The following is a 24190-nucleotide window of genomic DNA, read 5'->3' on the forward strand; positions in this document are numbered from 1 at the left end:
AAAAGTCGTGTAGTTGCCGATTGAGTGCTGCGCGGGTTCGGGGATGAGCGCCGCTTACCGGCATGAGGGGAGCCGGGGGGCGGGCCTTCCCGGTTCCGCGTGTCAACCTCTCTCGAAAGGCGCTATATGGAACTAGCGGGTTGGGTGACTTTCGTTGTGGCCTCGGTCGCGGGAGGTGTTGCCGTTGTTGGGCACCTCTTCGACCAAGTACCGGCGCTGTCACAGAAGATGATCACGGCCATCCGCTCTGTTCGCGCGGTGCGCGACGAAGTGAAGCGGAGTGGCGACAATTGATCACTGGCCGCGCCAGGCGTCTCCCCCTCTCGGCCCGGCGCGGCCTCCATTTTCAGCTCAGTCCGAGATCCTTCTTGTAGTCGGCGATGGCGAGCACTGCCGCGGACTTCTCCTCTGGCTCCGGCTCATGCAGCTCGATGCGTACGCGGCGCCGGTCGCCCTCGGCGACGAGCAACCGTTCGAAGGCGCTGTAGATGGTTTGAAGCATCTGCCCCGACCTCTTGCCTGCCTTCTTGTAGTGGCTCAGGTCTTCGCACAGTGAGTAGGCCAAGGCCCAGTCGCTCGCCTGGTAGAAGTCGGCCTGCCCAGAGTCCTTCAACGAGTCCCACAGCCGCTTCGCGATCGGGTGCCAGGTGCGGTCGCCGTTGGGGGCCCTCGTCGGCCGGGAGACGCCTCGCGTCACTGGCTGGACGTCACTGCCCTTGCGCTTCCGTGGACGGGCGAGGTCGGTCTCACGGCTGGGGACCGGTCCGGGCATGAGCGGCCTCCGTTCAGGTGCGAGAGCATGTCGGCATGATGACCGTGCTCCCGCCTTTGCTTGCTGCGCTTCTCGGCTATCTGACCCACTGGGCGCAGGTGGCATTGGAGCGGCGACATGAGGAGAAGAAAGCGGAAATTGATCTTTTGATGAAACTGCATGAGGAACTGCATCTTCTGAGGGACGGCGGTCCGGACAGTAGTGAATTCGAGGATAAGGCGCGAGACCTCAAAAGAATGATGTCACTCGTCAAGGACGAGAGGGTGTCATCACCCTTGATTGTGGACCTTCTCCATGCCGAGCGCGCTTCGGACTTCTGGCCCAGCCTTCCGTGGCGTTACACGGGAGAGATGTTGATCTCCAATTCGATCAATATCTTGTCAAGCGCATTGCGCAAAGAACGTCCACGCGGCAACTTGGAGGAGCGGGATCGTTTGATCTTCTTCAATTCGCGCAGAGCTGTAAGTCAACTCGATAGCTACGAAGCTCAACTTGAGCGGATAGGGGTTCAGGCGCGGGGGCGCGTGCGGTTCGACGAGAAGGCTGAAGCTGATTATCAGGCATGGCAGCGAAGGCGGGCGGTTGCTCGGAGGCGTAGGTGGTTCAGTTGGGTCAGTTTCAGTCACCGCAGACCTGGATGAATCTCCGTGCGACGGAACCGCGCGCCGATGTGCTTCCTCCGAGCGGCTAGAGCCAGCGCTCCCTCACGTGAGGATTTGACCCGGTGATGCCACTCGCAGAGTGATCGCAAATTGGTTTCTCGATGGTCGTCACCGGGTCTGATGTGGTCCACTTCGGTGGCAGGTTCGGCACACCGCACGCCGTATTGATCTCTAGCTGTGCACTGGTGGCCGTCGCGCCGCAGAACGCGGAGGCGCAGTTGAGGCCAATTCGCCGGTAGGCGTTGCCTACGGCCGGAACTCGACCAGGTCATAAAGCCTCCAGGCGTACAAATAAGAGGCTTTAGGCACCGGCGGAGGGGCATCAGAAATGGGCCCCCGGGAGGGGGGCCCACTGTCGAAGCTCTCAAGCCGTAGAGGCTCAACCTTCTACTTATATATACGGAGCCGGGCAGTGATCTCGGAACGTAGTCACCCGTGAGCCCCGCCACACTCTTGTGGGCTGCGGCCCGGGGAGGGTGCCGAGCCAACTCTTGCAATCAAGCCACACTCTTGCGTATGGTGCACAGCACAGCAAGCAAACGACCCCGGTTCAACGGTGCGCTAACACCTGGCCGGGGTCGTCGACCGAGAGGGGTATCTCTCGATGCGAGTGCATCGTAACCGGCACGACCGCGCGTTCGTGGTCGTGCCGAACGCCGCCGCACGCCACCGCGGCTTGTCCCTGTCCGCCCGAGGGCTGCTCGTCACCCTCCTGTCGCTCCCGGACGGCACCCGCGCCACCGTCGACACCGTGACCGATCAGGTCGAGGAAGGCCGTCGCGCCGTGGCCAAGGCGTTCACCGCGCTGGAGAAGGCGGGCTACCTGCGCCGCGAGCGCGGCCAGGATCCCGGCACCGGACTCTGGGGAACGCAGACCCACATCTCTGACCTGCCGATGGACTGCATCCCGGCGGTCGGTGCACCGAAGAGCCGGAGCGTCGGCGATTTTCCCAAGGAGGAAAAGAACCGGGAAAAGGACCTCCTCCCCGAGCCACGACCCCACGGCGAAGAGGCGGCGCCGCCGCGAACCGAGGAGGAGGGAGATGCCTCCGACGACAACGACCACCCCGTGACCGCCCGCGCCGCTGCGACCCTCGCGCAGCTCGGCGACGCGGACCGTCGCCTGGCACTCAGCACTAGCGAAGTTCTCCGCCTGGCCCCGCTTGCCGCCGCCTGGCTCGCCGAAGGCCACAGCGCTATGAAGATCGTGGCGGCCCTGACCACCCGCCTGCCGGAGTGCGTCGACTCCGCCGCCGCCCTGATCTCGTACCGGCTGAAGAACCAGATGCCGGCCAAGCCTGCGCCGAAGGCGCTGCCTGCCCCGGACACCCGCCATCGCTGCCAGTCCTGCGACGCCGTGTTCCCCGCCGGGGTCACGCAAGACCTGTGCAAGCTGTGCCGTGCCGAGATGGAACGGGCCACCGCCCACATCCTCGGAACCCCGGCTCCGGCAGCCGAGGACCAGTCCGCACCCATCAGTGGCGAGGCGGCCGGCCTGATTGCCGCCATCCGGCAGCGACGTGCCAGCGCGACTGCCACCCACCGCCGCCACGGCCGCCCGGCCTTCGCCGCCGCCTGATCCTGCCAGCGCTTGAACCCAAGGGAACACTCATGTCTATGTCCATGCAGATGCCCTGGTACGCCAGGACCGTCTTCGTGGCTGGCAGGCCGCTCGTCCTGGTGGCGGCACTCGCCATGTCAGTGCCCGGAGAGATCCAGATGGCACAAGCCGCGGGTTGGCACGGCTGGGTCGCCTGGCTCATGCCGGTCTGCATCTCCGCCTACGCCGCCGCAGCGGCCGTCATTGCCGAAGTCCGGCGCCGGATGGCACTGCCAGGCCGCCTCACTGCCACCATCGGAGCTGGCGCCGCCCTCGGCCTAGCACTGTCAGCACAGGTCGTGGCGCACCTCATCGAGCAGAGCTACATGCACACCTCGGCCGTCCTGGTGGCGCTTGTCTCCGCCGTGCCGCCGCTCGTCGTGGCACACATGCTGCATATGGCGGCGACCCCGGCTGGCGAGATGACCGCCTCTGCGCAGATCCGACAACTGGAAGAGCTGGTCGCCGCGATGGCGGGCGAGATGGCGGACGCCTTCGAGCGCGAGGGCAATGCCTTGGTGTCCAAGGCCCACTGTGTGAAGAACTCCTACGAGGAGCTGGCCGCCGACATCGAAAGGCTGGTGGCCCAAGCGGACGCGATGGCAGACGAGTTTGCTGGGGACCTGGCGGCAGCCAAGCAGGTGGAGCCGAAGCCGCGCCGACAGGGCAGTGCGCGCAAGGCCATACCGGTGAAGGTGGTCAAGGAAGCTGTAGCCGCCATGCAGGCCGAGGGGAAGAAGGTCACCGGTCTGACGCTGGCGGAACGGCTCGGCTGCTCGGAGCGCTCCGGTTACCGCTACCTCGGCGAGATATCGATTGCCTAATTGGATTTACGGCTGTGCAGTTGACGCTGCCTGCGGGACGAGCGTACCGAGTCGTGCCGTCCGCAGTACCTCGGCGTTAGGCGGCCCGACGGGATGATCTCCGCAGGCGCGGCGACCACGCACGGATCGCTGCTGAGGCGCGGGTCGCCAGGGGACCACCCCGCACAAGCGGGGAGCACAAACATGTCATAGCTGAGACGACTGGTTTCCCCGGACCACCCCCGCGTGCGCGGGGACATCGCTACAGTGTTCCTTACAGCGACACAAGTACCTTGATCAATATCGACTGTCAGGTGTTGATCAAGTAGGTCGCGGAGCCGCGCCCTGCATGGCGCGGCCCCGCGAGGACGGGTTCGTCAGACCCGCCCAACTGACCGCCTAGGCGGTCAGCGATGGTGATCAGGGGTCAGCTACAGGCCATGTCGCTTCCTCCAGTCGTTGAACCAGTCGGCAAGTACTCGACTGGCCAGCGCTGCGAAGAAAGCGATCAAGACCTTTGCTGGCCCCTTTCCCTTCTCGCGAGACTTCCCGTCGCCCATGCTCTCCTCCGATGCATCGATAGGCGCAGCTTTAGCCGCGAACATGTATGCCGATGCTTGAAGTCGCACGCGTCGGACGGGCCGACGTCGCAGAGATGACGATATGCCTTGCGGTTGAGGTGAGGAGTCGCCTTCCTGGAATGTGTCACATGTCGCTTATAATCCCTATATTGCATAAGCGGTTCCGGGCTGTGCGCCACGTGCGCGACATTGCGCATAAGGCGCGCAATAGGGAATCGGGGCCGTCTTTCCTGCCGGAAACCTTCACAAACGGAGGGGGAGTCGTCGCCCCTCCCGGCCCCGTTTGGTTGCCGGTGCCCTCGGCTGGCGCTCTGAACGACTCTGGAACCGTGGCAGATTCCGAGCTGCTAAGACGTGGCGGTGCCGGCCTTCGCGTACCGGGGGTCATACCCCCACCCCGCCGGGCCTGGTCTAAGATCGCGCGCCACCTGCGGACGCACTCACCCCCCGCACCCCCCAAGGCGGTACCCCGCCCGGATCGCGGGCCGTTCGCCTGCCTGTCCTGCCTGCCTGCCAACAGGGCCGAATCAGGCTCGAATCAGGCCCGCAGAACGGCGCAGAGAGCTACTCAGGTGGGCCGCCAAACAGGCTCTGACCTGCTGCTTTGTGGCCACGTTTGCAAGAGTGTGGCTGTTGCCGTAATGTTCTCCTCGTCGCCGCAACGGGACGCCAGCCGCAAGGCAGGCCAACGGGGTGGAGGCAGGAACTCGAAATGATTGCAAGAGTTGCGTACAACGGGACCGACCCGCGAGGGTTGGGACCAACGCCGAACGGGAACACCGGGCAGCGGTCAGGACACTGGGATTGCCTGGCCGACCGGCTCTCATGGCGGGTAGCAACGCAGCGATTGTAAGAGTTGCGCAGAACGGCCGAGGCCCGCTAGGGTCGGAGCCAAGCCAGACCGGCTCAGGCCGGTACGGCGCACGAACTGAGCTTGTCGCTCACCCGGCCCCGCCTCAAAGGCGGATGTCGCAACCGCATCGCGGTGTGGGTGGGTACGCAGGGCACAGGTGGGCTTGAAGGTGCGTGATCCGGAGGCGGGGCATCCTGCCGATGATGGGAGCGTGTCGGAGACGACGCCGAACCCCTGGGGTACAGCCAACGTGACAGGCAGTGGCGCGGATTCTCTTTGTCCGCAGTCCCGCCCGTACGGTCCTGGTGAAGCCTGCGAACCACCCTGTTCTTCGGGGTAGGCGCTGGGTGAGAAGCAACCCTCGGATGCCCGTGGGAAGCGATGTCAGGGCAGCCGTGTGGACTTCGGAGGTCAGGGCTCACCGTTCATTCGAACGGGCCGGGAAACCGGCCGGAACGAACCGAACGGGCCGGAGAAATCCGGCCGGTTCGAGAGGTGGTGGAACGGTGAGCCCGATGGCTTGAGCAATCCGCCATCGTTACCCGAAATGATCACCTGACAGAACATCCGGCCCGATGGTCGGGCCTCCCGGACGCCTTGGGCGTAGGTGCGAAGCCGCTGGGAGGCGCTGATCACAGCCCCATTGTAAGAGTGTGGCTGTGACTCATTGTCGCCCGAAGGCGGCGAATCTAATGCTGGACGACCGTCCGGCGAGTCCTGGAAGGGGACCGACATGGCCGTCACCATCAAGCCCGTGAACCTCGTCAAGTCCGACTGCATCGGTACCGGCCCGAGCCTGATCGGGCAGGCCGACAATCTCGCCGAGCGGGCGTTCGGCCTGGCCCTGGAGCTGGACGCCGCGAAGGCCGAGCTGGCGGAGCTGGAGAACGTCGAGATCGGGTGGATCAAGATCGCCCTTGGCCTGATGGTCGAGCGGGACGCCTACGCCGTGGCCCTGTATGAGGTGACGCGGGAGCTGGAAGCGCTGACTGCTTCGTAAGGGCCCATTGTAAGAGTGTGGCGAAACGTGACCCCTCCGGCCTCATGCCGGCTGAGGGGGAACGTCGTCGCGGGGTGGTGCCCGCGGCCTGACGATGCCAGCCGCGTCCCTCCGACTGTGGGGAGCACATGTCCCGTACGTTCCGCATCACCCTCGACGAAGTGTTCGGCGGGGAGACGCTCGAAGCGTCGAGCATTCGTGAGCTGTGTGGAGAGGTCGCCCGATACGAACACGGGCAGTGCCAGGACAACTCGTGCGAGATCCCGAGCATGATCGAACACGGCCATTACCTCGCAGCCGTGCACGCCCTTGCCGGTGCCTCGGAGTTCCCGGCCGTCGATGCCCTGTACGCCAAGTACGCCAAATCGCTGACGATCAAGAGGTGCGACAAGGACGCCACCGAGTGGTGGGACTTCGTCTCCCCGTTCAGCGTCAGGTGTCACGACTGCGGCGCGATCGTGTACGGCGATCCGGTGGACGAGGCCTTCCCGCAGAACGGCTGCGGTTCGTGCTGGAAGCCGCTCGACGTCGAGTCCTTCATCGACACCTTCCGTGACTCGGTGATCGAGTCGCTGCTCTGGGCCACCCTCGTCTGGAACGCCGAGGGCTGCGACGAAGGCAACGCCGAGGACCACTTCGACGCGAGCGACATCCCCTCCGAGAAGTACGACGAGATCGACGGCATGTGCCGATCCTTCGTCTCTGAGAACTGGGAGACGCTCGGCCACTACCAGCGCGAGGCACACAACCTCGGTCACGAGTACCTCGTGATGGCCGCACACCTGGACTCCGGCTTCTACCGCTACGTGTCCGCCGAACACGGCGAGACCCTGCGCGAGATGGCCAGGGCCGACACCCTTCCCGAGCTGCACGCCTACGTCGGCGACGACGGCGAGCTGTACCTCGACTGAGGCGAAGGCGAAACCCCCTCGGGGGTCGGCGGGAGGTGGTCCCTCCCCCTGACGATGCCAGCCAGCATTCATTGAGGACGCACATGCACATCCCCTTCATCACCCCTGCCCTGAACCGACGACGCGCTCGGGCCGAAGTCCAACTCATACTGCAAGAGGTGTACTTCGAAGCCATCGACAAGAACGAGCGCTTGAACAATGAGCTTGACGCGCTCCGCCGCAGTGCCGCCGAGGTTGCCGAGAAGGGTTCCGCTGTCCTGGCGACCCGCTCCGCAATCGAAGACGCGGCTCACCACTTTGCGAGCGTCTTCGACGACGGGATGTTGGCCTCCATGGTCGGCACCTCATTCAACTGCGCGGAGGTCGACGCCATCGCGGGCCTGCTCCTCGCGGTCGGCCGGGAAGAAGCCGGTGTGTCGTGGCTGGAGTGCCATGCCGAGGGCGACGAGTACGGCGACGACCACAACCAGGGAACCGAGGTCTTCGACGAGGAAGATCCCTTGCCGACAGCCGTTGACATCCGTCGATACGCCCACGCCCTCGCGGCCTGAGTCGGGAGTCTGCCGAATGAGCGAGTGTGACTTCTGCTGCCTGCCCGGAGCCCGGTGGCTCTACGTTCCCAGGGACAGGGCCCTCGTTGCCCTGATGACCGACGACGGGGTGGTCTCCCCGCTCCCGAACGACGGCCGTTGGCGAGCCTGCGACTTGTGCTCGGATCTCGTCGACACGGACGACATGGAGCGCCTGATCGTCCGCTCCCTGAGCATGATGCGCGTCCTCGGTATTCCGCTGCCGGACGACGAGCCGGAACTTGAGGCGCTGACCGTGGTCGTGATGGCCAACTTCGCCACGGTGCTCGCCGGTAGGCCCACGAAACAACCGCTGTAGGTGATCGGCGAAACCCCCTGACGCGGGGGTCGGAGCGGGGTGGTGCCCGCTTCCTGACGATGCCAGCCGCATCACGTTCCAAAGAGGCCACATGAACAAGGACGAGCAGCGCAGTCCGATGCTCGCGAAGATCCGTGCCCTTCTCGCCAAGGCGGAGGCGACGGAGTACCCCGAGGAGGCGGAGGCGCTCACCGCCAAGGCCGCTGAGTGGATGGCCACGTACGGGATCGAACAGGCCATGCTCAACGAGGCCGACCCGTCCTCGGACAACGCCGAGGACCGGTTGATACCCGTGTCCGGCAAGTACATGACCGAGCGCCGCATCCTGCTGTGCACGATCGCGGAGCAGTTCGGATGCAAGGCGTACTACGGCTCGAAGGATGCGAAGCGATACGGCGAGTACCGAGTTCGCGTCTTCGGCTTCCGTTCCGACCTTGAGCGCGTCGAGATGATGTTCACCTCGCTGGTGCTCCAGGCGTTCAGCGGCATGGCGAAGGCGTACGTGCCGTACGGGGAGAACGTTGCCGCTTACCGCCGGTCGTGGCTGCGGGGCTTCACCATCGCCATCCGCGACCGGATCAAGCAGGCGGAGACCAACGCGGCCGACGCCGCGGAGGAGGAGCGGGGCAGTGAAGGGCGGTCTGTCGCCCTGGTGCTCGCCGACCGTCGCGGCGTGGTGGAAGCCCTGGTCAAGAAGACGTACACCAAGATCGGGACAGCTAGGCCCAGTTTGCTCACGGGCGGCGGCCAACGGGCCGGATACAAGGCGGGGGAGCGGGCCGACCTTGGCGGCACCCGTATCTCCTCAGCCACGAAGCGCCCGGCGGTCTCGGCGTGAGCGACCGCATCAAAGAGAAGGTCCGCGAGGTGCTGGTGGTCATCCGCGAGGTCGAGAAGTGGCGGGAGGACCACGACCCCGGTACGGACGAGTGGTACACGCTGTGCAACCTCGCCGACCTCGCCGAGCAACTCGTGTTCGCGCTGCCCGTCGAGATGCTTCCCGATGAGGAAGTCCGTACCCCAGACCCGCGTGAGTACGGGGTGATCGACGAGATCCTCGCCGCCCTGGGAGAGGCGGAAGCCACGTGACTTGGCCCTACGACCTCTACATCTGCGACTGCGGATACGAGCGTCCCGAAGATCACGACGGCACGTGCGGTGCGTGGCAACACGGCGGCACCTTCTACGACTACGGCTATCGCGAAGCACTCCGAGCCGCCGCCAGGGAGAAGCACGCCTACGTCGAGAGCACCAGCCCGCACAACGGCGTGAAGGCCGTGGTCTTCCAGCACATCGAGGGCGGGGGGCTCTGCGAGCTGTGCGGTCCGACGACCGGCCGGCGTGGGCCGTGGACCCGATCGCCGTCCAACCGCCAGTTCCTGTGCGAGGTGTGCGTCCGTGATCTACAGGGCGCGCTCGATGACCTGCACAAGTCGATTGGCACTGCGCGGTCGCGGGACCTCTGGCCCGTCCTCGAAGACGCCGAAAGCTGACCGACTCATCAAGGCGAAACCTCCGAAAGGAGGTCGCGGGGCAGTGGTGTGCCCCGTCTGACGATGCCAGCCGACATCACGAGCGAGGACACATGATCACCCTTACCCGCATCGACACGCCCCGCGCATGGATCGGGTGCCTGGCCTGTTACAACGCGGGCCGCTTGACCGGCGAGTGGTACGACGCCGACACGGCCGACCTGGTGACCCCTGCGGACCTTCACGGCGGGGAGACCGAACACGAGGAGCTGTGGGTCATGGACCACGAAGGCTTCCTCGGTGCCATATCCGGCGAGTGCTCGCCGGACTACGCGGCCGAGGTTGCCGATGCCCTGGCCGGCCTGCGCGACGATGAGGCCGAGGCGTTTGCCGTGTGGCTCTCCGAACTGGGCGCCGACATCGACCGCCTCCACTGGGTCGACCAGTTCCGCGACGAGTACCGCGGATTCCACCAGAGCGAAGCGCATTACGCCCAGGAGTGGGCCGAAGAGACCTCGACCGACGAGGACAAGGAGCGCATGAAGCGCTGGCCCTTCAACGAGATCGACTGGGACCGCGCGGCCGAGGAACTGTTCTCCGGCGGCTTTCACACCGAGCGTGTCAGCGGCGGCATCCACGTCTTCTCGTCGCGATGATCACCGAACCTTGCGTCGAGTGCGGCGACGTGCCCGACCTCCTCGACGAGGACCTGACCTGCGGTCCCTGCCGCATCCAAATCCACCTGGGAGCAACCGTTTTGGAGACGAAGACCGTAACCGTCCGATTCGAGGTTCAGGAGATCTCGACCGTGGACGTGGAAGCGGAGCTTGAGGTGCCCGTCGACATTATCGACGACGACGAGGCCCTTCAGCAGTGGCTTGACGAGCACGAGGACGACTGGGCCAGCGAGGTCGACGTGGACGACGCCCACGACATCGCCCGCGAAGTTGTCGACGTGTACGGCGCGAGCGCCTGACCGTCCGAGATCCCAAGCTCTCGTTCCCTGCCACCCGAAGTGACAGGGAACGAGAGCCCGGCGAAACCCGCTGGTGAGGCGGGTTGCGAAGCGGTGGTGCGCTTCGCCTGATGATGCCAGCCAGCATCGCCCCCAAGGATACCGATGCCCGATACCCCTGCCCTCGTGCAGACCGAACCGCCCCTGAACGTCGTCCGCTGTGTGGAGTGCAGCGGCCCTATCCGATACGTCGACCGGAAGCCGTACGAGTGCGCCGACTGCGGACGCAACGTCTATGGGCACGACGGACTGATACGCCCCGGTTATCACTGGGAGATCGTCGGAGACTGGCTGACCAGCGTGGAGACCGTCGACATCGACTGGGGCGAGGACGAGTGATGTCCTTCCGATCTCTGGAGACGGCCGGCGCGCTCATCCCGACCTCCGAGCTGAGCCTCGACCAGCTCTCCGCCGACGAGCTGGAGCAGCTCGCCGCACCCTGGCCGGTGCGGTGGCTCTACCCGCCCGAGGAGGGTGGCCCCGACCGTGTGGTCTACCTCTTCTGCGGTCCTGGTGGCCTCGACGTTGGAGTCCGGGACGTTCTCGGCCACCAACTCGACACCGTGGGCGTCGAACTCAACAAGGACGCCACCGCCACGGCCCGCGCGGCAGGGTTCCAGCGCATCGTCATGGACGTGCGGCACCTCGACCCCAAGCACCCCGCTCTCCGCTGGGTGCGCGGACTGATTGTCACGGCGCCATGCCAGTGCTGGACCCCAGCAGGTAAGCGAGCTGGGCAGGACCCGCGCAATCAGGAACTCCTCTTGGACGTGTTCACCGCGGCCTTTGAGGCGACCTTCGGGCACTGGCACGACTCCGGCCCCTGCGAATGGGAAGGCGAGTGCCTGATCTGTGCCGACCCGGAGTGGGACGGGTTCGGTGGGTTCACCGGCCCTCTTCTCACGCTGGACGAGGTTCGGGCACCGATTGCGCAGATGACGGATGAGCGGATCGGCCTGATCGCCGAGGTGCTGATCTGGTCGCTCAGCCTGACCGCGCAGTGGGACAACCTCCGATGGCTGGCCATGGAGCAGTCCAGCGCACTGCCGGAGCTGGTCCTCGATGGCCTCCGCGAGGAGTTGTGGTCGGCGGACTGGTGCAGTGCGGAGTACCGCGTGCTGGACGCCGTGGACTACGGACTCGCCTCCCGCAGGAAGCGTGTGTTTCTCATGGCTGCCCGGCACTCCTACGTCGACCTCGACGCCCTCACCCCCAAGGCGCCGATGCCGACCACGACCGCAGCCGAGGCCCTCGACTGGCCGACCGGTATCCGGGTCAACACGCGGGGCGTCCGCAAGACGGCTGGCGGGAACTGCTGGAGCGCGGACAAGCCAGCGACCGGCATCACCTCGAAGATCAGGGGTTGGTACTGGGAGCACGACAAGGACCGCCGGTTCAGCCTCGACGAGGCGGCGCTCCTGGTCGGCTTCCGCCCCGGATACCCGTGGACCGGCTCTCGGTCGAGCTGCACCCAGCAGATCGGCGATGTGGTCGCCCCACCGATGGGCGGCGTCGTGATCGGCAGTCTGCTCGGCCTTGACTGGGAGCCCCAGCTCCGTGCCTACCTCGCCGAGATCTACTCCACCACGGCAGGACGGCCAGCTCACGCGCTGGCCGCCTGAACCCAACTCACCTGCAAGGAGACACCATGCACGACATCATCGACACGACCGAGGACGGCCGCTTCCGGGTCCGCCTGGTCCAGGACGAGGATGCGATCAACCCGCGCGAGGACTTCGACCACTTGGCGCACGTGATCACCATCGACACCCACCTCGGTTGGTGCGCACCCGTCGATAAGGACGGCGGCCCGCTCGCCGACGCCTGGGACCGCGTGAGCTGGAACCGGTGGAAGGGCGTCGAGACCTTCATGCGCTGGGCCCGAATCTTCCACAACGCCATCGTCATCGAGTCCCGGCCCGAGCGCGGCGCCGTCTCCCTCTGGTACCTGATGGGCGAGGACTCTGAAGATCTCGGCATCCTGCCGGAGGCGTACCTCGACGCCGAACGCGCCGAGTACCAGGCCTGGGCCGACGGTGAGGTCTACGGGTACATCGTCGAGGAGGCCGTCGACTGGGTGCGCGCCGACGACGCGACCGAGACCAGAACCGAGTGGGAGGAGGTCGACTCCTGCTACGGCCACTACGGGTTCGAGTGGGCCGCCTCGGCGGCGCGCGACGCGCTCCGCTTCTACACCGCGAAGGCGATGGTCGCATGAGCACCGTCAGCTTGTCGGACGGAGCCAGCCTGCGCGTCCGCATCGAGCGCGGCCTCACCGGGGACGCCGTGTTCCATGAGCGGAACGCCAACAACCCGAGTGGGGGTGGCCGGATCTACTGGCGCGGCGAGCGCCTGTACCTGATGTTCAATGACGAGCTGCTGGCCATGCAGGACCCGCGCTTCGAGTTTGCCGTCAGCGAGGCCGACGCCGCCGAGAAGGCTCTCGCCTTCTTCGTTCAGTGCGCCGAGGGCTGCATCGCCCATGCAGCGGAGTGGGGCATCCCCGTCGAGCAGTGCTATTCGCAGACCCCATTGTAAGAGTGTGGCGAAACCTCCTGGGGGGGAGGTCGTCGCGGGGTGGTACCCGCGGCCTGATGAAGCCAGCCAGCAACGAGGAGAGCAAGATGACGACGAATCCGCCGGCCACCCGGATCGAGACCGAGTACGGCACCATGCACGTGAGCCGCGTCCCCGACGCCCAGGTTGACCCCGCCAAGAAGGACTGGACCGCCTCGTACGAGGTTGCGGGCCGCCGCGTCACCGGCCTCGTCCACATTCGGCCGCAGTACCACCGAGAGTTCGAGCTGCTGCCCACCTTCTTCGAGGTGTTGGTCGCCGGAGGCAAGTACGAGAAGACCCCGGCCCACTTCACCGTCAACGGCGTCGACATCGACGACATGCGGATGCTCAGCGTCGCCGAGCCCGACGACGCGAGCCGATTCCGGTTCCGCCGCGCTCTGGCGAACTACAGGACCGAGGAGATCTCCGATGCGGCAAGTGCTCGGACGCACGCCGCACTGCGCGCCGTCCTCGAAGTTCACATCACCGACGCCCGTCTGGTCTGGGAGCACGCCACCGCGTACGCCCGCTACCGCCTCCCCTCGCGGCGCCAAGAGACCACCTTGGCCATGAAGGAGGTGGAGAAGAAGGTCGCCGAGCTGGAGGACGGTATCGAAAGGCTCCGCCAGCAGCTCGCCCTTCTGGCGAACTTCGACGCGTTGGCCGAGGCGCTCCGGCCGGCCGCTCCCGAACCCCGGCGGATCGACATCGCCACCCTCGCGGCCGGGGAGCGGGTGACGGCCACCGGCAACGACACCCGAGGGCACACCGTGACCCGCGTCGGGCGGCTGCTCGCGGCCCCCGAGCTGGTGACGGTCCAGGACTGGGGCAAGCGCGTCCAGAAGTGGCGCCTACACATCTCCGATGAGCCGGACGCCACGCCTGCCCGCTCCAACTCGGTGACGCTGTACGCGGACGGAGTGTTCGACCGCCTCCCGGCAGCCGCGTGAAACACCACCTGCGGAAGCGGCCCGAGCAGCGTCTTCAGTGTCTGCGCTGCCGGGCCGCCTTCACCGACCATGAATCTGCCCGCGCGTCGATCTTCCCGTGTCCCGGCGAGCCCCTAGTGCACGGACTTCTAGGCCGCCGCGAACACATCCGGTACCCCACCTGGTCCAAGGACCGGAGCTGCGAAAGCTGGGGCTGCCCGGACCCCGACCCAATTCACCAGTGGCACGGGCCTGACCCGTACTGCGACGAACTCGGCTGCTCGATCTGCCTGCACGACTGCGACTGCGACGTCTGTGAAGGCTCCGTTCATGCCCCCGGCCTGTACCGGCTCGTTGACAGCCTCGAAGGATAAGGAACCCAAATCATGAAGATCCCGCTGCTCGGACTGGCGGGCGCGGCCCGCTCCGGCAAGGACACCGCGGCCTCCTCCCTCGCGGACTGGGGCTGGCAGCGCCGGGCGTTCGCCAACCCCGTTCGAGAGGTGCTGTACCGCCTCAACCCAGTGCTGATCGACCCTCTGAGTGAGGCTGGCACGACCACCGTCGCCTGGGAGGTCGACAATCACGGCTGGGACTACGTGAAGAGTGAGTTCCCCGAGGTCCGTGGATACCTCCAACGGCTCGGCACCGAGGCCGGACGACAGGTAATCGACGAGCGGATCTGGGTCGACACGCTCTTCAAGGGCTACGGGAGCTGGGCGAGTCCGACCGTCATCACTGACGTGCGGTTCCGCAATGAGGCCGAGGAGATCAAGGCCCGTGGCGGCCTGGTGGTCAAGATCGTCAGGCCGAGCCAGGCCCTGATCGACGAGGCCGAGCACATCAGCGAGAACGCCCTCGGTGGGTGGGAGTTCGACGCCACGGTGTTCAACGTCGGCACTATCGACCAGCTCGGCGCCAGCATCCGTTCGATCGCGAAGTCAATGTAAGAGTTGTTCAACCGGCATCATTGAGATAGTGTGGCATTCTGAAGGAGGGTACACCCCATGAACGCAACCACCACCCTTATCGGCAGCCCCGCCGTGCTCGATGAACTCCCTGCCGGCACGGAGGTCCAGGACGCGGACGGCGACAGCGGAACCAAGACCCGAGACGGCGGCTGGAAGGTCGTCGGCTTCGGCTGGGCTTTGGACCCGGACTGGTTCCGCTTTCCCGTCCACGTCGTCAACCCGACCGCCGCGACCGCTGAACTCGTCGCCGACCTCGCGGGCCCGCAGACGACCCACATTCTCAAGTCAGAGATCCGCGGCATCCTCGCGGCAGTCCGGAAGCTGTGGGACGAGCAGGAGGCCGAACTCGACGAGCTTCGCGACGAGGACGGAGACGTACCCAGCGGCAACTTCCGCGAATGGGACGGGCTCCGGTACGACGCTCACCCCGAGCAGGACTCCGAGATGCTCAGCACCGTCGTGAGCCGCTTGGAGAAGCTCCTCGACCCCTCTGGTGGCGCGTGAGGATCACCCCCCGCAAGGAAGAGGTCGAGGCGGTCAAGGCGCTGCTCGAAGACCCCGGCTTCGACAGCGCCGACCAGATGGCCAAGGCCCTCATCAAGGAGATCGGCGAGATTCTCCAGATGCGCGACTGGGTGGCCCTTGTCCACACCTGGAACGACGGAAGCCGGGGCCTCAACTGGGCCCCGTTCGGAAACGAATCCGAGGCCCGCGCCTTCGCCTCGAAGCTCTCCATCGGCGGCACCGGCCGCCTGGTCAAGCTCTACGCCCCCGGCGTGATGCTCGCCAACGTGGACGGCAAGAAGGGCTGGAAGGGGTACTGCCAGCATCCCGATTGCGCCCACGCACCCTTCACCCACTCCGCCGCCAGCGCTGCCCGAGGCGCCTGCCAGATACCCACCTGCCCATGCGACAAGTTCAGGAAGTGAGCAAGGAGAAGCGTATGTCCATCACCACAGTCGAGTTCAGAACGTGTGAATGCGGAGCCAAACGAGGCTACGAGGATGAGCGGCTGGCCGCCAAGGCATTGGGCAAGGCTCAGGCCAAGCGCCACCGCGCGGGAGATCGCAAGGGGACGCGGCGCGGGCTGCTTCGCGAGAACCGCTTCTACGAGTGCGACTATGGCATGTACCACCTGACCTCCCAGTCCCGCGCTGCTCATTTCGGAGCCGCCGCCTGATGGAGTACAGCGAGAAGGCCCTCAAGAACGGATGGGGCTGGGTGCTCGGAGTGTCCGGTCAGGAATGCCGGGTGTACTCGCGCCACGTCCAGCAGTCTCCGGCGGAAGATCCGGCGGAGTTGCTCGGTCGAGTCGCGAAGCTCCTTGGCGTTGAGGACCCCCTACTCGTGCCGGCCGCCATTCGAGCCCTTCGGACGGACCGGAGGAGGGCGCTCGACTCGGCGGACTTGGCGTGGCGAGCGGTCCATGACCTCACCGCGGCCGAACTGCGTGAGCGGGGGCGGCCCGAGTGCTGACCAAGATGCTGACGCTCGACGAGGTGGCCGCCTACCTCGGTAAGCCCCGTAGCTGGGTCTACGGCAACTGGCGGCGTGCCGAGATCCCGTTCCGCCGCATCGGCAACCAGCTTCGGTGCCGCCCCGCTGACCTTGAGAAGTGGATCGACCGGCAAGCCACCTGACGGCCCCGGCATCCGCCTACCCCCACCACCCAAAGCGAAGGGAGAGACATGTCCGTAAGCAAGCGCTGCAAATGTGCCTGCCTCTGCGCTGAGAAGTGCAGACACAAGAATCCGGCGAAGTGCATCTGCTTGAGGCGCTGCGATTGCGAGCGGTTGAACTGCACGCATGGATGGACGGCACGAGTCCGAGACGCCAACGGTGACCCGGCCGACATGACGTTTGAGAAGAAGGGAGATGCCCAGGCGTACGAGAGGAAGGTACTCGATGCCAAGGACAAGGGCGTCGCGGTAAGGCCCAAGCATCTTCGAACGACGTTCTTGACCTACTCGGAGGAGTGGCTCGGTCGCCCTGGACGGCGGCCCGGCACGCAGGAGTCCTACGAGATGAACATGCGAAAGCACATACAGCCAAGGTTCGGCGGCACGCTGCTTCACCGCATTGATCCGCTGGAAATTCAAAAGTGGGTCGACCATGACCTTATGCCGAAGGGGCTGTCCGCCCGAACCGTCCATCTGATCTACAAGACCTTCCGTGCCTGCATCAACAGCGCGGTGCGGAAGAGGATTATCCCCTTCACTCCCTGCGTGGACATCGTGCTTCCGGAAATCTTGCGGAAAAGGATCGTCCCTGCCACGCGCGAGCAGGTCTGGGCGCTCTACCAAGCCATGCCCGAGCACAGCAGGGCACTGATCATGCTGGGTGTCGGCTGCGGACTCCGGTCGGGTGAAGCCTTCGGCCTATGTCGGGATGCCGTCGACTTCGAGGCCGGGACGTTGACCGTCAAGCGGCAGGTAATCGTCATGAAGCACAAGAAGGTGATGCTCGTCGACTACAACAAGACGAAGACCTCGCACGGCCGTGAGGTGCCTCTCCCGGCATTCGCTCACCGAGCCCTGTTGGATCACCTCGACACCCAGTCGGTGTTGGTCGATATGGAAGGCCGTGAGATCCTCTTCCGCTCCTCCAGAGGTAACGTCATCCGCAGGGGTGCCTTTTATAAGACCTTCAAGCGGGCCCTGGCTGTCGCCGGGCTTCCCGGCGACTTTCGATTTCACGACCTCCGTCATTCTTTTGCGTCACACGCATTGGATCAAGGCGTCGCCGAGTCGACCGTCCAGCTCTACATGGGGCATGCCTCCCCGGAGGAGCTTCGGGAGGTGTACCGCCACCAGGTGAAGGGCGCGGCGGCGCGGGACCGGAAGGCTCTGGAGACGGTGTTCTTTGAAGAGACTGAGGATGTTGAGATCCCAGCCGAGGTGTTCGAGGATGGGGAGGCCGCCGCGTAGGAGTGGCGGCGAGCAGTCACCTCCGCCGGGGTGTGGCGATGACGTGGCGATCGGCAGTTCCCGAACCACGTTTCCGCAGGTGAGAACCCCCAAGCGGACAGTTCCCGGCGTACAGCCCGACTCGTCTGCCATCGTGGCTCTGACCAGGAACAATGACCTGGGCGGGGCCACATTGCGTCCGGTGGTGCTTCCCGCTGGATGCCTTGACGACGTCGGCCGGCGGCGGGCCGTTGGGCGCGCTGGACGATCCGGTCGCGGTGAAGTGCGCGGCAGCGGCCGTCATCGCCGCGAACGCGGCCCGGGTGAACTGGTTGGCGTAGATGGCCAGGGAGACCCGGCCTCGCCCAGCTCCTTCGCCAGGTCGGGCACCTGACCCCATGGTCAGGTGCCCGACCTGTTCGGCGGCTGCACGCCCGCGTCGGGCCGCAGCGTGCGTCCCGACGCGGTCTGTGCCGCTGGGTGGGTTACGGGACCGGCGGGAGCGGGACGAAGGTCAGGCCCGCCGTGACCGAGGACCCTGCGAAGCAGCCCGCTGCGGCGAACGACGCCGTGTAGCTGGCCGCCGTCACGATGGTGCTGGGAACGGTGACGTTGGGCGGGGCGAGGGTCGCCACACCGCTGGCGTCGGTGACGGCCGTGCCGATCAGGATCGGCCCGGTCACCGCGTTGGCGGTGAAGGTCACCGTCATGCCGGGGATCGGTGCGTTGGTCGCGGCGTTCCTCAGCGTCGCGTTCATGGTCTGGATGACGAAGGTGCCATTGAGCCGCAGCCGGACCTGCCGGGGTGCGGCCGTGAGAGTGGTGGCCACGCTCGTCGCGTTGATGACCACGGAGCCCGTTGACGCCCCGAAGCACGGGGCGCCGTTGTAGTGGGCGGTGATGGTGCCGGAGGACAGGCTGGTGGAGCTGAAGCAGGCTTGGCCGGCGGCGTTGAGGGCGACCGTCGCGTTCAGTCCGCCGGGGCCGGTGAATGTCACTGTGCCGGTGGGTGTGCCCGAGCCGGGCGCGTTGGTGGTCACCGTCGCGCACACTGTCACCGTCTGCCCGCAGACGGACGGGTTCGGCGTCGCCGTCACCGTCGTGGTGGTCGTCGCCGGGTTGACCGTGGCGGTGGCCGTGCCGGTGGAGCCGGTGAAGCACGGGGCGCCGTTGTAGTGGGCGGTGATGGTGCCGGAGGACAGGCTGGTGGAGCTGAAGCAGGCTTGGCCGGCGGCGTTGACGGCGACCGTCTGGTTGAGCCCGCCCGGGCCGGTGAACGTCACCGTCCCTGTCGGCGTACCCGAACCGGGCGCGTTGGTGGTCACCGTCGCGCACACCGTCACCGACTGCCCGCACACAGATGGGTTCGGCGTGAGTGAGACCGCGGTGGTGGTGGCGGCGGGGTTGACCGTGACGGCGACGGTGCCGGACGAGCCGGCGAAGCAGGGGCCCTCACCGTTGTACGTGGCGGTGATCGTGCCGGTGGACAGGGAGGTGGTGGTGATGCAGGCCTGACCACTCGCGTTCAGCGGCACCGTCTGGTTCAGTCCGCCGGGGCCGGTGAATGTCACCGTGCCGGTGGGCGTGCCCGAACCGGGCGCGTTGGTGGTGACGTTGGCGCAGACCGTCACCGACTGACCGCAGACGGACGTGCCGGGGGTCGCGGTCACGGTCGTGGTGGTCGCCGCCTCGTTCACGGTGACGGCGACGGAGCCGCTGGAGCCGCCTGCACAGCTGGAGCCGTTGTACGTGGCGGTAATCGTGCCGGTGGACAGGGAGGTGGTGGTGATGCAGGCCTGACCACTCGCGTTCAGCGGCACTGTCTGGTTGAGCCCGCCCGGGCCCGTGAACGTCACCGTACCGGTGGGCGTGCCCGAACCCGGTGGGGTGATGGTGACCGTCGCGCAGAGTGTGACGGACTGGCCGCACACCGATGTCGCCGGTGTCGCAGTCACCGTCGTGGTGCTGGCGGCCGGATTGACCGTGAGGGAGGCGGCGCCGGTGGACGGCAGGAAGCAACTGCTGCCGTTGTAGACGGCGGTGACGGTGCCGGTGATCAGCGAGGTGCTGGAGAAGCACGCCTGGCCGGCGGCGTTCAGCGGCACCGTCACGTTCAGCCCACCGGGTGCGGTGAAGGTGACGGAGCCGGTCGGCGTGCCGGAGCCCGGCGTGTTGGCGGTGACGGTCGCGCAGAGCGTGACCGACTGGCCGCAGACGGATGGGTTCGGCGTGGCCGTCACGGTCGTGGTGGTGGCGGCCGGATTGACGACGAGGGCGACGGAGCCTGAGGATGCCGCGAAGCAGGGGCCCTCGCCGTTGTACGTGGCGGTGATCGTGCCGGAGACCAGGGACGTACTGCTCAGGCATGCCTGGCCGCTGGCGTTCAGCGGCACCGTCACGTTCAGGCCGCCGGGGCCTGTGAACGTCACCGTGCCGGTGGGTGTGCCCGAGCCGGGCGCGTTCGTCGTCACCGTCGCGCAGACCGTCACCGACTGGCCGCAGACGGACGGGTTCGGCGTCGCCGTCACCGTCGTGGTGGTCGTCGCCGGGTTGACCGTGGCGGTGGCGGTGCCGGTGGACGCGGTGAAGCAGGCTGCGCCGTTGTACGTGGCGGTGACCGTGCCGGTGGCCAGCGACGTGGTGGTGATGCAGGCCTGGCCACTTGCGTTCAGTGGCACTGTCTGGTTGAGGCCGCCGGGTCCGGTGAATGTCACTGTCCCTGTGGGTGTGCCCGAGCCGGGCGCGTTCGTCGTCACCGTCGCGCACACTGTCACCGTCTGTCCGCAGACGGACGGGTTCGGCGTGAGCGAGACCGCGGTGCTGGTCGAGGCCGGGTTGACCGTGGCGGTGGCGGTGCCGGTGGACGCGGTGAAGCAGGCTGCGCCGTTGTACGTGGCGGTGACCGTGCCGGTGGCCAGCGACGTGGTGGTGATGCAGGCCTGACCGCTGGCGTTCAGCGGCACTGTCTGGTTCAGTCCGCCCGGGCCGGTGAAGGTCACTGTCCCTGTGGGTGTGCCCGAGCCGGGCGCGTTCGTCGTCACCGTCGCGCACACTGTCACCGTCTGTCCGCAGACGGACGGGTTCGGCGTGAGCGAGACCGCGGTGCTGGTCGAGGCCGGGTTGACCGTGACCGTGACGGTGTCGCTGGACGCGGCGAAGCACGGGCCCTCGCCGTTGTAGACGGCGGTGACGGTGCCCGAGGCCAGGGTGCTGGTGGTCAGGCATGCCTCGCCGGTGGCGTCCAGGGTGACCGTCTGGTTGAGGCCGCCGGGGCCGGTGAACGTCACCGTGCCGGTGGGTGTTCCCGAGCCCGGCGCGTTGGTGGTCACCGTCGCGCACAGCGTCACCGTCTGCCCGCACACCGACGGGTCGGGGGTCGCGGTGACCACCGTGGTCGTCGACGCCTCGTTCACCGTGACGTCGACCGTGCCGGTGGAGGGCGCGGCGCAGTCGTCACCGCTGTAGGTGGCCGTGACGGTGCCGGAGAGCGTGGCGGGGGCGGTGAAGCAGGCCTCGCCGGCGGCGTTCAACGGCACAGTCTGGTTCAGCCCGCCCGGGCCGGTGAAGGTCACGGTCCCCGTGGGCGTACCCGAGCCGGGCGGGTCGATGGTGACGCTCGCGCAGAATGTGACCGTCTGGCCGCACACCGACGGGTCGGGGGTCGCGGTCACGGTCGTGGTGGTCGCGGCCTGGTTGACCGTGACGTCGACGGTGCCGGTGGACGGGTTGGCGCAGGAGCTGCCGTTGTAGGTGGCCGTGATCGTGCCGGTCTCCAGCGAGGTGGTGGTCAGGCATGCCTCGCCCGTGGCGTCCAGGGTGACTGTCTGGTTCAGCCCGCCCGGGCCGGTGAAGGTCACGGTCCCTGTCGGCGTACCCGAGCCGGGCGGGTTGATGGTGACGCTCGCGCACACCGTCACCAGCTCACCGCAGACCGAGGGGTCGGGCACTGCCGTCACCGTGGTGGTGGTGTCGGCGGGGCCGATCGTGACGGCGATGGTGCCGGACGAGCCGGCGAAGCAGGGTCCGTCGCCGTTGTACGTGGCGGTGACCGTGCCGGTGGACAGGGAGGTCGTCGTGAGGCAGGCCTGGCCGGCGGCGTTCAGAGCCACCGTCTGGTTGAGCCCGCCGGGCCCGGTGAAGGTGACGGTGCCGGTCGGGGTGCCCGAACCTGGCGGGTCGGTCGTCACCGTGGCGCACAGGCTCACCGTCTGGCCGCAGACGGACGGGTTCGGGGTGGCGGTGACCACCGTGGTCGTCGACGCCTCGTTCACCGTCACACCTGCCGTGCCGGTGGACGGGTTGAAGCACGCCGCACCGTTGTAGACGGCCGTGACCGTCCCGGTGGCCGGCGTGGTGGTGGTCACGCAGGCCTGTCCGGTGGGGTCCAGCACGGCGGTCTGGCTGAAACCGCCCGGAGCCGTGAACGTCACCGTGCCCGTCGGAACGCCGGAACCGGGGGCGTCGGTGGTGACCGTCGCGCAGAACGTCACCAACTGGCCGCACACAGACGGGTCCGGGGTGACGGTGAGGGTGGTCGTGGTGTCTGCCGGGTTGACTGTCACGTCCGTGCTGCCGGTCGAACTCAGTGCGCAGCTGTCGCCGTTGTAGGTGGCCGTGATCGTGCCGGTGGCCAGCGCGCTGGTCGTGACGCATGCCTCGCCGGTGGCGTCCAGGGCGACCGTCTGGTTCAGCCCGCCGGGACCGGTGAAGGTCACGGTCCCCGTCGGCGTACCCGAGCCGGGCGGGTCGATGGTGACCGTCGCACAGACCGTCACCGACTCGCCGCAGACCGACGGATCGGGGACGGCGGTGACCAAGGTGGTGGTCGCGGCCTGGTCGACCGTGACCGCGACCGCTTCGGCGGAGCCCGCGAAGCACGGGTCCTCGCCGTTGTAGACGGCGGAGACCTCTCCCGTGACCAGCGTGGTGGTGGTGACACAGGCCTGGCCACCGGCGTCGAGGGGGACGGTCTGGTTGAGACCGCCGTCTGCCGTGAAGGTCACCGTGCCCGTCGGTGTGCCCGAACCCGGTGGCTGGGCGGTGACCGTCGCACAGATGGTGACGCTCTGTCTGCACACGGACGGGTCGGGGGTGACCGTGACGTCGATGTTCGTCAGTGCCTCGTTCACCGTCACGTCGACCGTGCCGGTGGACGGCGCGGCACAGGAGTCGCCGTTGTAGGCGGCGGTCACCGTGCCGGTGGCCAGCGAGCCGGTCGTCACGCAGACCTGGCCGGCGGGGTCCAGCACGGCGGTCTGGCTGAAGCCGCCGGGACCGGTGAAGGTCACCGTGCCCGTGGGGACGCCGACGCCGGGCGGCTCGATGGTGACCGTCGCGCAAAGGGTGACTGGCTGGCCACAGACCGACGGGTCAGGGCTGGCCGTCACCACCGTCGTCGTGTCCGCCTGGTTGACCGTGACGTCGACGCTGCCCGTGGAGCTCGCGGCGCAGTCGTCACCGTTGTAGGTGGCCATGACGGTGCCGGTGATCAGCACCGCCGTCGTCACGCAGGCGTTGCCGCTGCCGTCGAGCACGGCGGTCTGGTTCAGCCCGCCGGGACCGGTGAAGGTGACGGTGCCGGTCGGGGTGCCCATGCCGGGCGGGTCGATGGTGACGGTCGCGCAGAGGGTGACGGTCTCGCCGCAGACCGAGGGGTTCGGGCTGGCCGTCACGACGGTGGTGGTGTCCGCGGCATTGACGACCTGGTTCACGAGGCCGGACGACGACGGGTCGAAGGTGCCGTCGCCGCTGTAGGCGGCGATCGCCTGATGGGTGCCGACGCTCAGGTCGTCGATGGTGACCTGGGTCTGGCCGGAGACGTCCAGGGTGCCGACTAGCGTGGGCCCGTCGTCGCTGATGATGACGCTCACGGTGCCGGTCGGGGTGGCGGTCTCCGGCGGTACCGGGGAGACCTGGACGGTAAAGGTGACCGACTCCCCGCAGACCGAGGGATTGGGAGACGATGTCAGCGTGGTGATGGAACTGGCCATGGTGCAGCCTCCTTTGGGAGTGTACGAGGCCAGAGCGACCCGACGCCCTCCGGGTGACAGCGGAAATGGCACGCCGCAACGAGAGAAGCTGTGCCGGTGCATTACTCACCCGGCCACACGGGCGTCGGGGATTCACTCTCCAGCGCTTCCCAGTAGGCGCCCTGGTCCCGTTCATCCGCCATACGGGTGCACGCAATTTCACCCGTATGGCGGAGCTTCCGGGGGAGGGCGGGGGCGTAATTCAGATATTCTCCGGTACCCACCCGCGCGGAAATACC

General features: G+C 67.0%; 27 protein-coding genes and 6 other RNA genes. 30 read left to right on the forward strand and 3 right to left on the reverse strand.

The annotated features are described in order from the left end of the window. Positions 1-346: 346 nt before the first annotated feature. Positions 347-772, reverse strand: coding sequence for a hypothetical protein (locus KQY30_RS25840; RefSeq protein WP_217308890.1), 426 nt, complete (start codon positions 770-772; stop codon positions 347-349). A gap of 35 nt (positions 773-807) precedes the next feature. On the opposite strand from KQY30_RS25840, the gene KQY30_RS25845 reads away from it, so the two are divergent. The 3 genes from KQY30_RS25845 (at position 808) to KQY30_RS25855 (ending at position 3858) form a co-directional block, all read left to right on the forward strand. Continuing rightward, complete coding sequence (locus KQY30_RS25845; protein WP_217308891.1) at positions 808-1413, forward strand: hypothetical protein; 606 nt, start codon at positions 808-810, stop codon at positions 1411-1413. 625 nt (positions 1414-2038) lie between these two features. Continuing rightward, positions 2039-3013: a helix-turn-helix domain-containing protein gene (locus KQY30_RS25850; RefSeq protein ID WP_217308892.1), complete on the forward strand. Its 975-nt coding sequence runs from the start codon at positions 2039-2041 to the stop codon at positions 3011-3013. Positions 3014-3051: 38 nt separating this feature from the next. After that, entirely contained in the window at positions 3052-3858 is an 807-nt protein-coding gene (locus KQY30_RS25855) for a hypothetical protein (RefSeq protein WP_217308893.1), read from the forward strand. Between the two features lie 1824 nt (positions 3859-5682). On the opposite strand, the gene KQY30_RS25860 is transcribed toward KQY30_RS25855, so the two are convergent. Beyond that, positions 5683-5907: a hypothetical protein gene (locus KQY30_RS25860; RefSeq protein WP_217308894.1), complete on the reverse strand. Its 225-nt coding sequence runs from the start codon at positions 5905-5907 to the stop codon at positions 5683-5685. 97 nt (positions 5908-6004) lie between these two features. Here KQY30_RS25860 and KQY30_RS25865 point away from each other — a divergent pair, with 97 nt between their 5' ends. The 27 genes from KQY30_RS25865 (at position 6005) to KQY30_RS25995 (ending at position 17943) form a co-directional block, all read left to right on the forward strand. Next, the gene (locus KQY30_RS25865) at positions 6005-6271 is read left to right on the forward strand and encodes a hypothetical protein (RefSeq protein ID WP_217308895.1); all 267 of its coding nucleotides are present in this window, start codon (positions 6005-6007) and stop codon (positions 6269-6271) included. Positions 6272-6289: 18 nt separating this feature from the next. Next, positions 6290-6378, forward strand: an RNA gene (locus KQY30_RS25870) — hammerhead ribozyme type II. A 21-nt stretch (positions 6379-6399) separates the two neighbouring features. Then, the gene (locus KQY30_RS25875) at positions 6400-7182 is read left to right on the forward strand and encodes a hypothetical protein (RefSeq protein WP_217308896.1); all 783 of its coding nucleotides are present in this window, start codon (positions 6400-6402) and stop codon (positions 7180-7182) included. A 5-nt stretch (positions 7183-7187) separates the two neighbouring features. Then, positions 7188-7249: hammerhead ribozyme type II (locus KQY30_RS25880), an RNA gene on the forward strand. Between the two features lie 16 nt (positions 7250-7265). Then, entirely contained in the window at positions 7266-7733 is a 468-nt protein-coding gene (locus KQY30_RS25885) for a hypothetical protein (protein ID WP_217308897.1), read from the forward strand. A 16-nt stretch (positions 7734-7749) separates the two neighbouring features. Further along, on the forward strand, positions 7750-8070 hold the full coding sequence (locus KQY30_RS25890; protein WP_217308898.1) for a hypothetical protein: 321 nt from the start codon (positions 7750-7752) through the stop codon (positions 8068-8070). Between the two features lie 5 nt (positions 8071-8075). Continuing rightward, positions 8076-8142: hammerhead ribozyme type II (locus KQY30_RS25895), an RNA gene on the forward strand. Positions 8143-8161: 19 nt separating this feature from the next. After that, positions 8162-8908, forward strand: a complete 747-nt coding sequence (locus KQY30_RS25900; RefSeq protein ID WP_217308899.1) for a DUF2786 domain-containing protein — start codon at positions 8162-8164, stop codon at positions 8906-8908. Then, positions 8905-9159, forward strand: coding sequence for a hypothetical protein (locus KQY30_RS25905; protein ID WP_217308900.1), 255 nt, complete (start codon positions 8905-8907; stop codon positions 9157-9159). Before KQY30_RS25900 ends, KQY30_RS25905 begins: the two co-directional genes overlap by 4 nt. Then, entirely contained in the window at positions 9156-9563 is a 408-nt protein-coding gene (locus tag KQY30_RS25910) for a hypothetical protein (RefSeq protein ID WP_217308901.1), read from the forward strand. Before KQY30_RS25905 ends, KQY30_RS25910 begins: the two co-directional genes overlap by 4 nt. Positions 9564-9574: 11 nt before the next feature. Then, an RNA gene (locus KQY30_RS25915) (hammerhead ribozyme type II) lies at positions 9575-9639 on the forward strand. Between the two features lie 16 nt (positions 9640-9655). Beyond that, entirely contained in the window at positions 9656-10198 is a 543-nt protein-coding gene (locus tag KQY30_RS25920) for an antirestriction protein ArdA (protein ID WP_217308902.1), read from the forward strand. After that, positions 10195-10518 (forward strand): hypothetical protein, encoded by a 324-nt coding sequence (locus KQY30_RS25925; RefSeq protein WP_217308903.1) that lies wholly within the window; start codon positions 10195-10197, stop codon positions 10516-10518. The genes KQY30_RS25920 and KQY30_RS25925 overlap by 4 nt, the downstream gene beginning before the upstream one ends. Before the next feature lie 58 nt (positions 10519-10576). Next, positions 10577-10644: hammerhead ribozyme type II (locus KQY30_RS25930), an RNA gene on the forward strand. A gap of 18 nt (positions 10645-10662) precedes the next feature. Further along, complete coding sequence (locus KQY30_RS25935; RefSeq protein ID WP_217308904.1) at positions 10663-10896, forward strand: hypothetical protein; 234 nt, start codon at positions 10663-10665, stop codon at positions 10894-10896. Next, positions 10896-12179, forward strand: a complete 1284-nt coding sequence (locus KQY30_RS25940) for a DNA cytosine methyltransferase (RefSeq protein ID WP_217308905.1) — start codon at positions 10896-10898, stop codon at positions 12177-12179. Before KQY30_RS25935 ends, KQY30_RS25940 begins: the two co-directional genes overlap by 1 nt. Positions 12180-12205: 26 nt before the next feature. Further along, positions 12206-12775, forward strand: coding sequence for a hypothetical protein (locus tag KQY30_RS25945; protein WP_217308906.1), 570 nt, complete (start codon positions 12206-12208; stop codon positions 12773-12775). Further along, a complete protein-coding gene (locus tag KQY30_RS25950) occupies positions 12772-13095 on the forward strand; it encodes a hypothetical protein (protein WP_217308907.1) in 324 nt (107 codons plus the stop codon). Before KQY30_RS25945 ends, KQY30_RS25950 begins: the two co-directional genes overlap by 4 nt. A gap of 5 nt (positions 13096-13100) precedes the next feature. Continuing rightward, positions 13101-13167: hammerhead ribozyme type II (locus KQY30_RS25955), an RNA gene on the forward strand. A gap of 14 nt (positions 13168-13181) precedes the next feature. Then, a complete protein-coding gene (locus KQY30_RS25960; RefSeq protein ID WP_217308908.1) occupies positions 13182-14066 on the forward strand; it encodes a hypothetical protein in 885 nt (294 codons plus the stop codon). A gap of 365 nt (positions 14067-14431) precedes the next feature. Beyond that, positions 14432-14995 (forward strand): hypothetical protein, encoded by a 564-nt coding sequence (locus KQY30_RS25965; protein WP_217308909.1) that lies wholly within the window; start codon positions 14432-14434, stop codon positions 14993-14995. 57 nt (positions 14996-15052) lie between these two features. After that, positions 15053-15520: a hypothetical protein gene (locus tag KQY30_RS25970; RefSeq protein WP_217308910.1), complete on the forward strand. Its 468-nt coding sequence runs from the start codon at positions 15053-15055 to the stop codon at positions 15518-15520. Beyond that, the gene (locus KQY30_RS25975; protein ID WP_217308911.1) at positions 15517-15945 is read left to right on the forward strand and encodes a hypothetical protein; all 429 of its coding nucleotides are present in this window, start codon (positions 15517-15519) and stop codon (positions 15943-15945) included. The genes KQY30_RS25970 and KQY30_RS25975 overlap by 4 nt, the downstream gene beginning before the upstream one ends. 14 nt (positions 15946-15959) lie before the next feature. Continuing rightward, positions 15960-16196: a hypothetical protein gene (locus KQY30_RS25980; RefSeq protein ID WP_217308912.1), complete on the forward strand. Its 237-nt coding sequence runs from the start codon at positions 15960-15962 to the stop codon at positions 16194-16196. Continuing rightward, positions 16196-16492 (forward strand): hypothetical protein, encoded by a 297-nt coding sequence (locus KQY30_RS25985; RefSeq protein WP_217308913.1) that lies wholly within the window; start codon positions 16196-16198, stop codon positions 16490-16492. The genes KQY30_RS25980 and KQY30_RS25985 overlap by 1 nt, the downstream gene beginning before the upstream one ends. After that, on the forward strand, positions 16486-16656 hold the full coding sequence (locus KQY30_RS25990) for a helix-turn-helix domain-containing protein (protein WP_254407330.1): 171 nt from the start codon (positions 16486-16488) through the stop codon (positions 16654-16656). Before KQY30_RS25985 ends, KQY30_RS25990 begins: the two co-directional genes overlap by 7 nt. Positions 16657-16869: 213 nt before the next feature. Further along, the gene (locus tag KQY30_RS25995) at positions 16870-17943 is read left to right on the forward strand and encodes a site-specific integrase (protein ID WP_217308914.1); all 1074 of its coding nucleotides are present in this window, start codon (positions 16870-16872) and stop codon (positions 17941-17943) included. Between the two features lie 464 nt (positions 17944-18407). Here KQY30_RS25995 and KQY30_RS26000 read toward each other — a convergent pair whose 3' ends face one another. Further along, on the reverse strand, positions 18408-23912 hold the full coding sequence (locus KQY30_RS26000) for an Ig-like domain-containing protein (protein WP_217308915.1): 5505 nt from the start codon (positions 23910-23912) through the stop codon (positions 18408-18410). Positions 23913-24190: the final 278 nt, after the last annotated feature.

Origin of the sequence: Streptomyces sp. GMY02, assembly GCF_019056675.1 — a bacterium.
GTDB classification, from domain to species: Bacteria; Actinomycetota; Actinomycetes; order Streptomycetales; family Streptomycetaceae; genus Streptomyces; species Streptomyces odonnellii.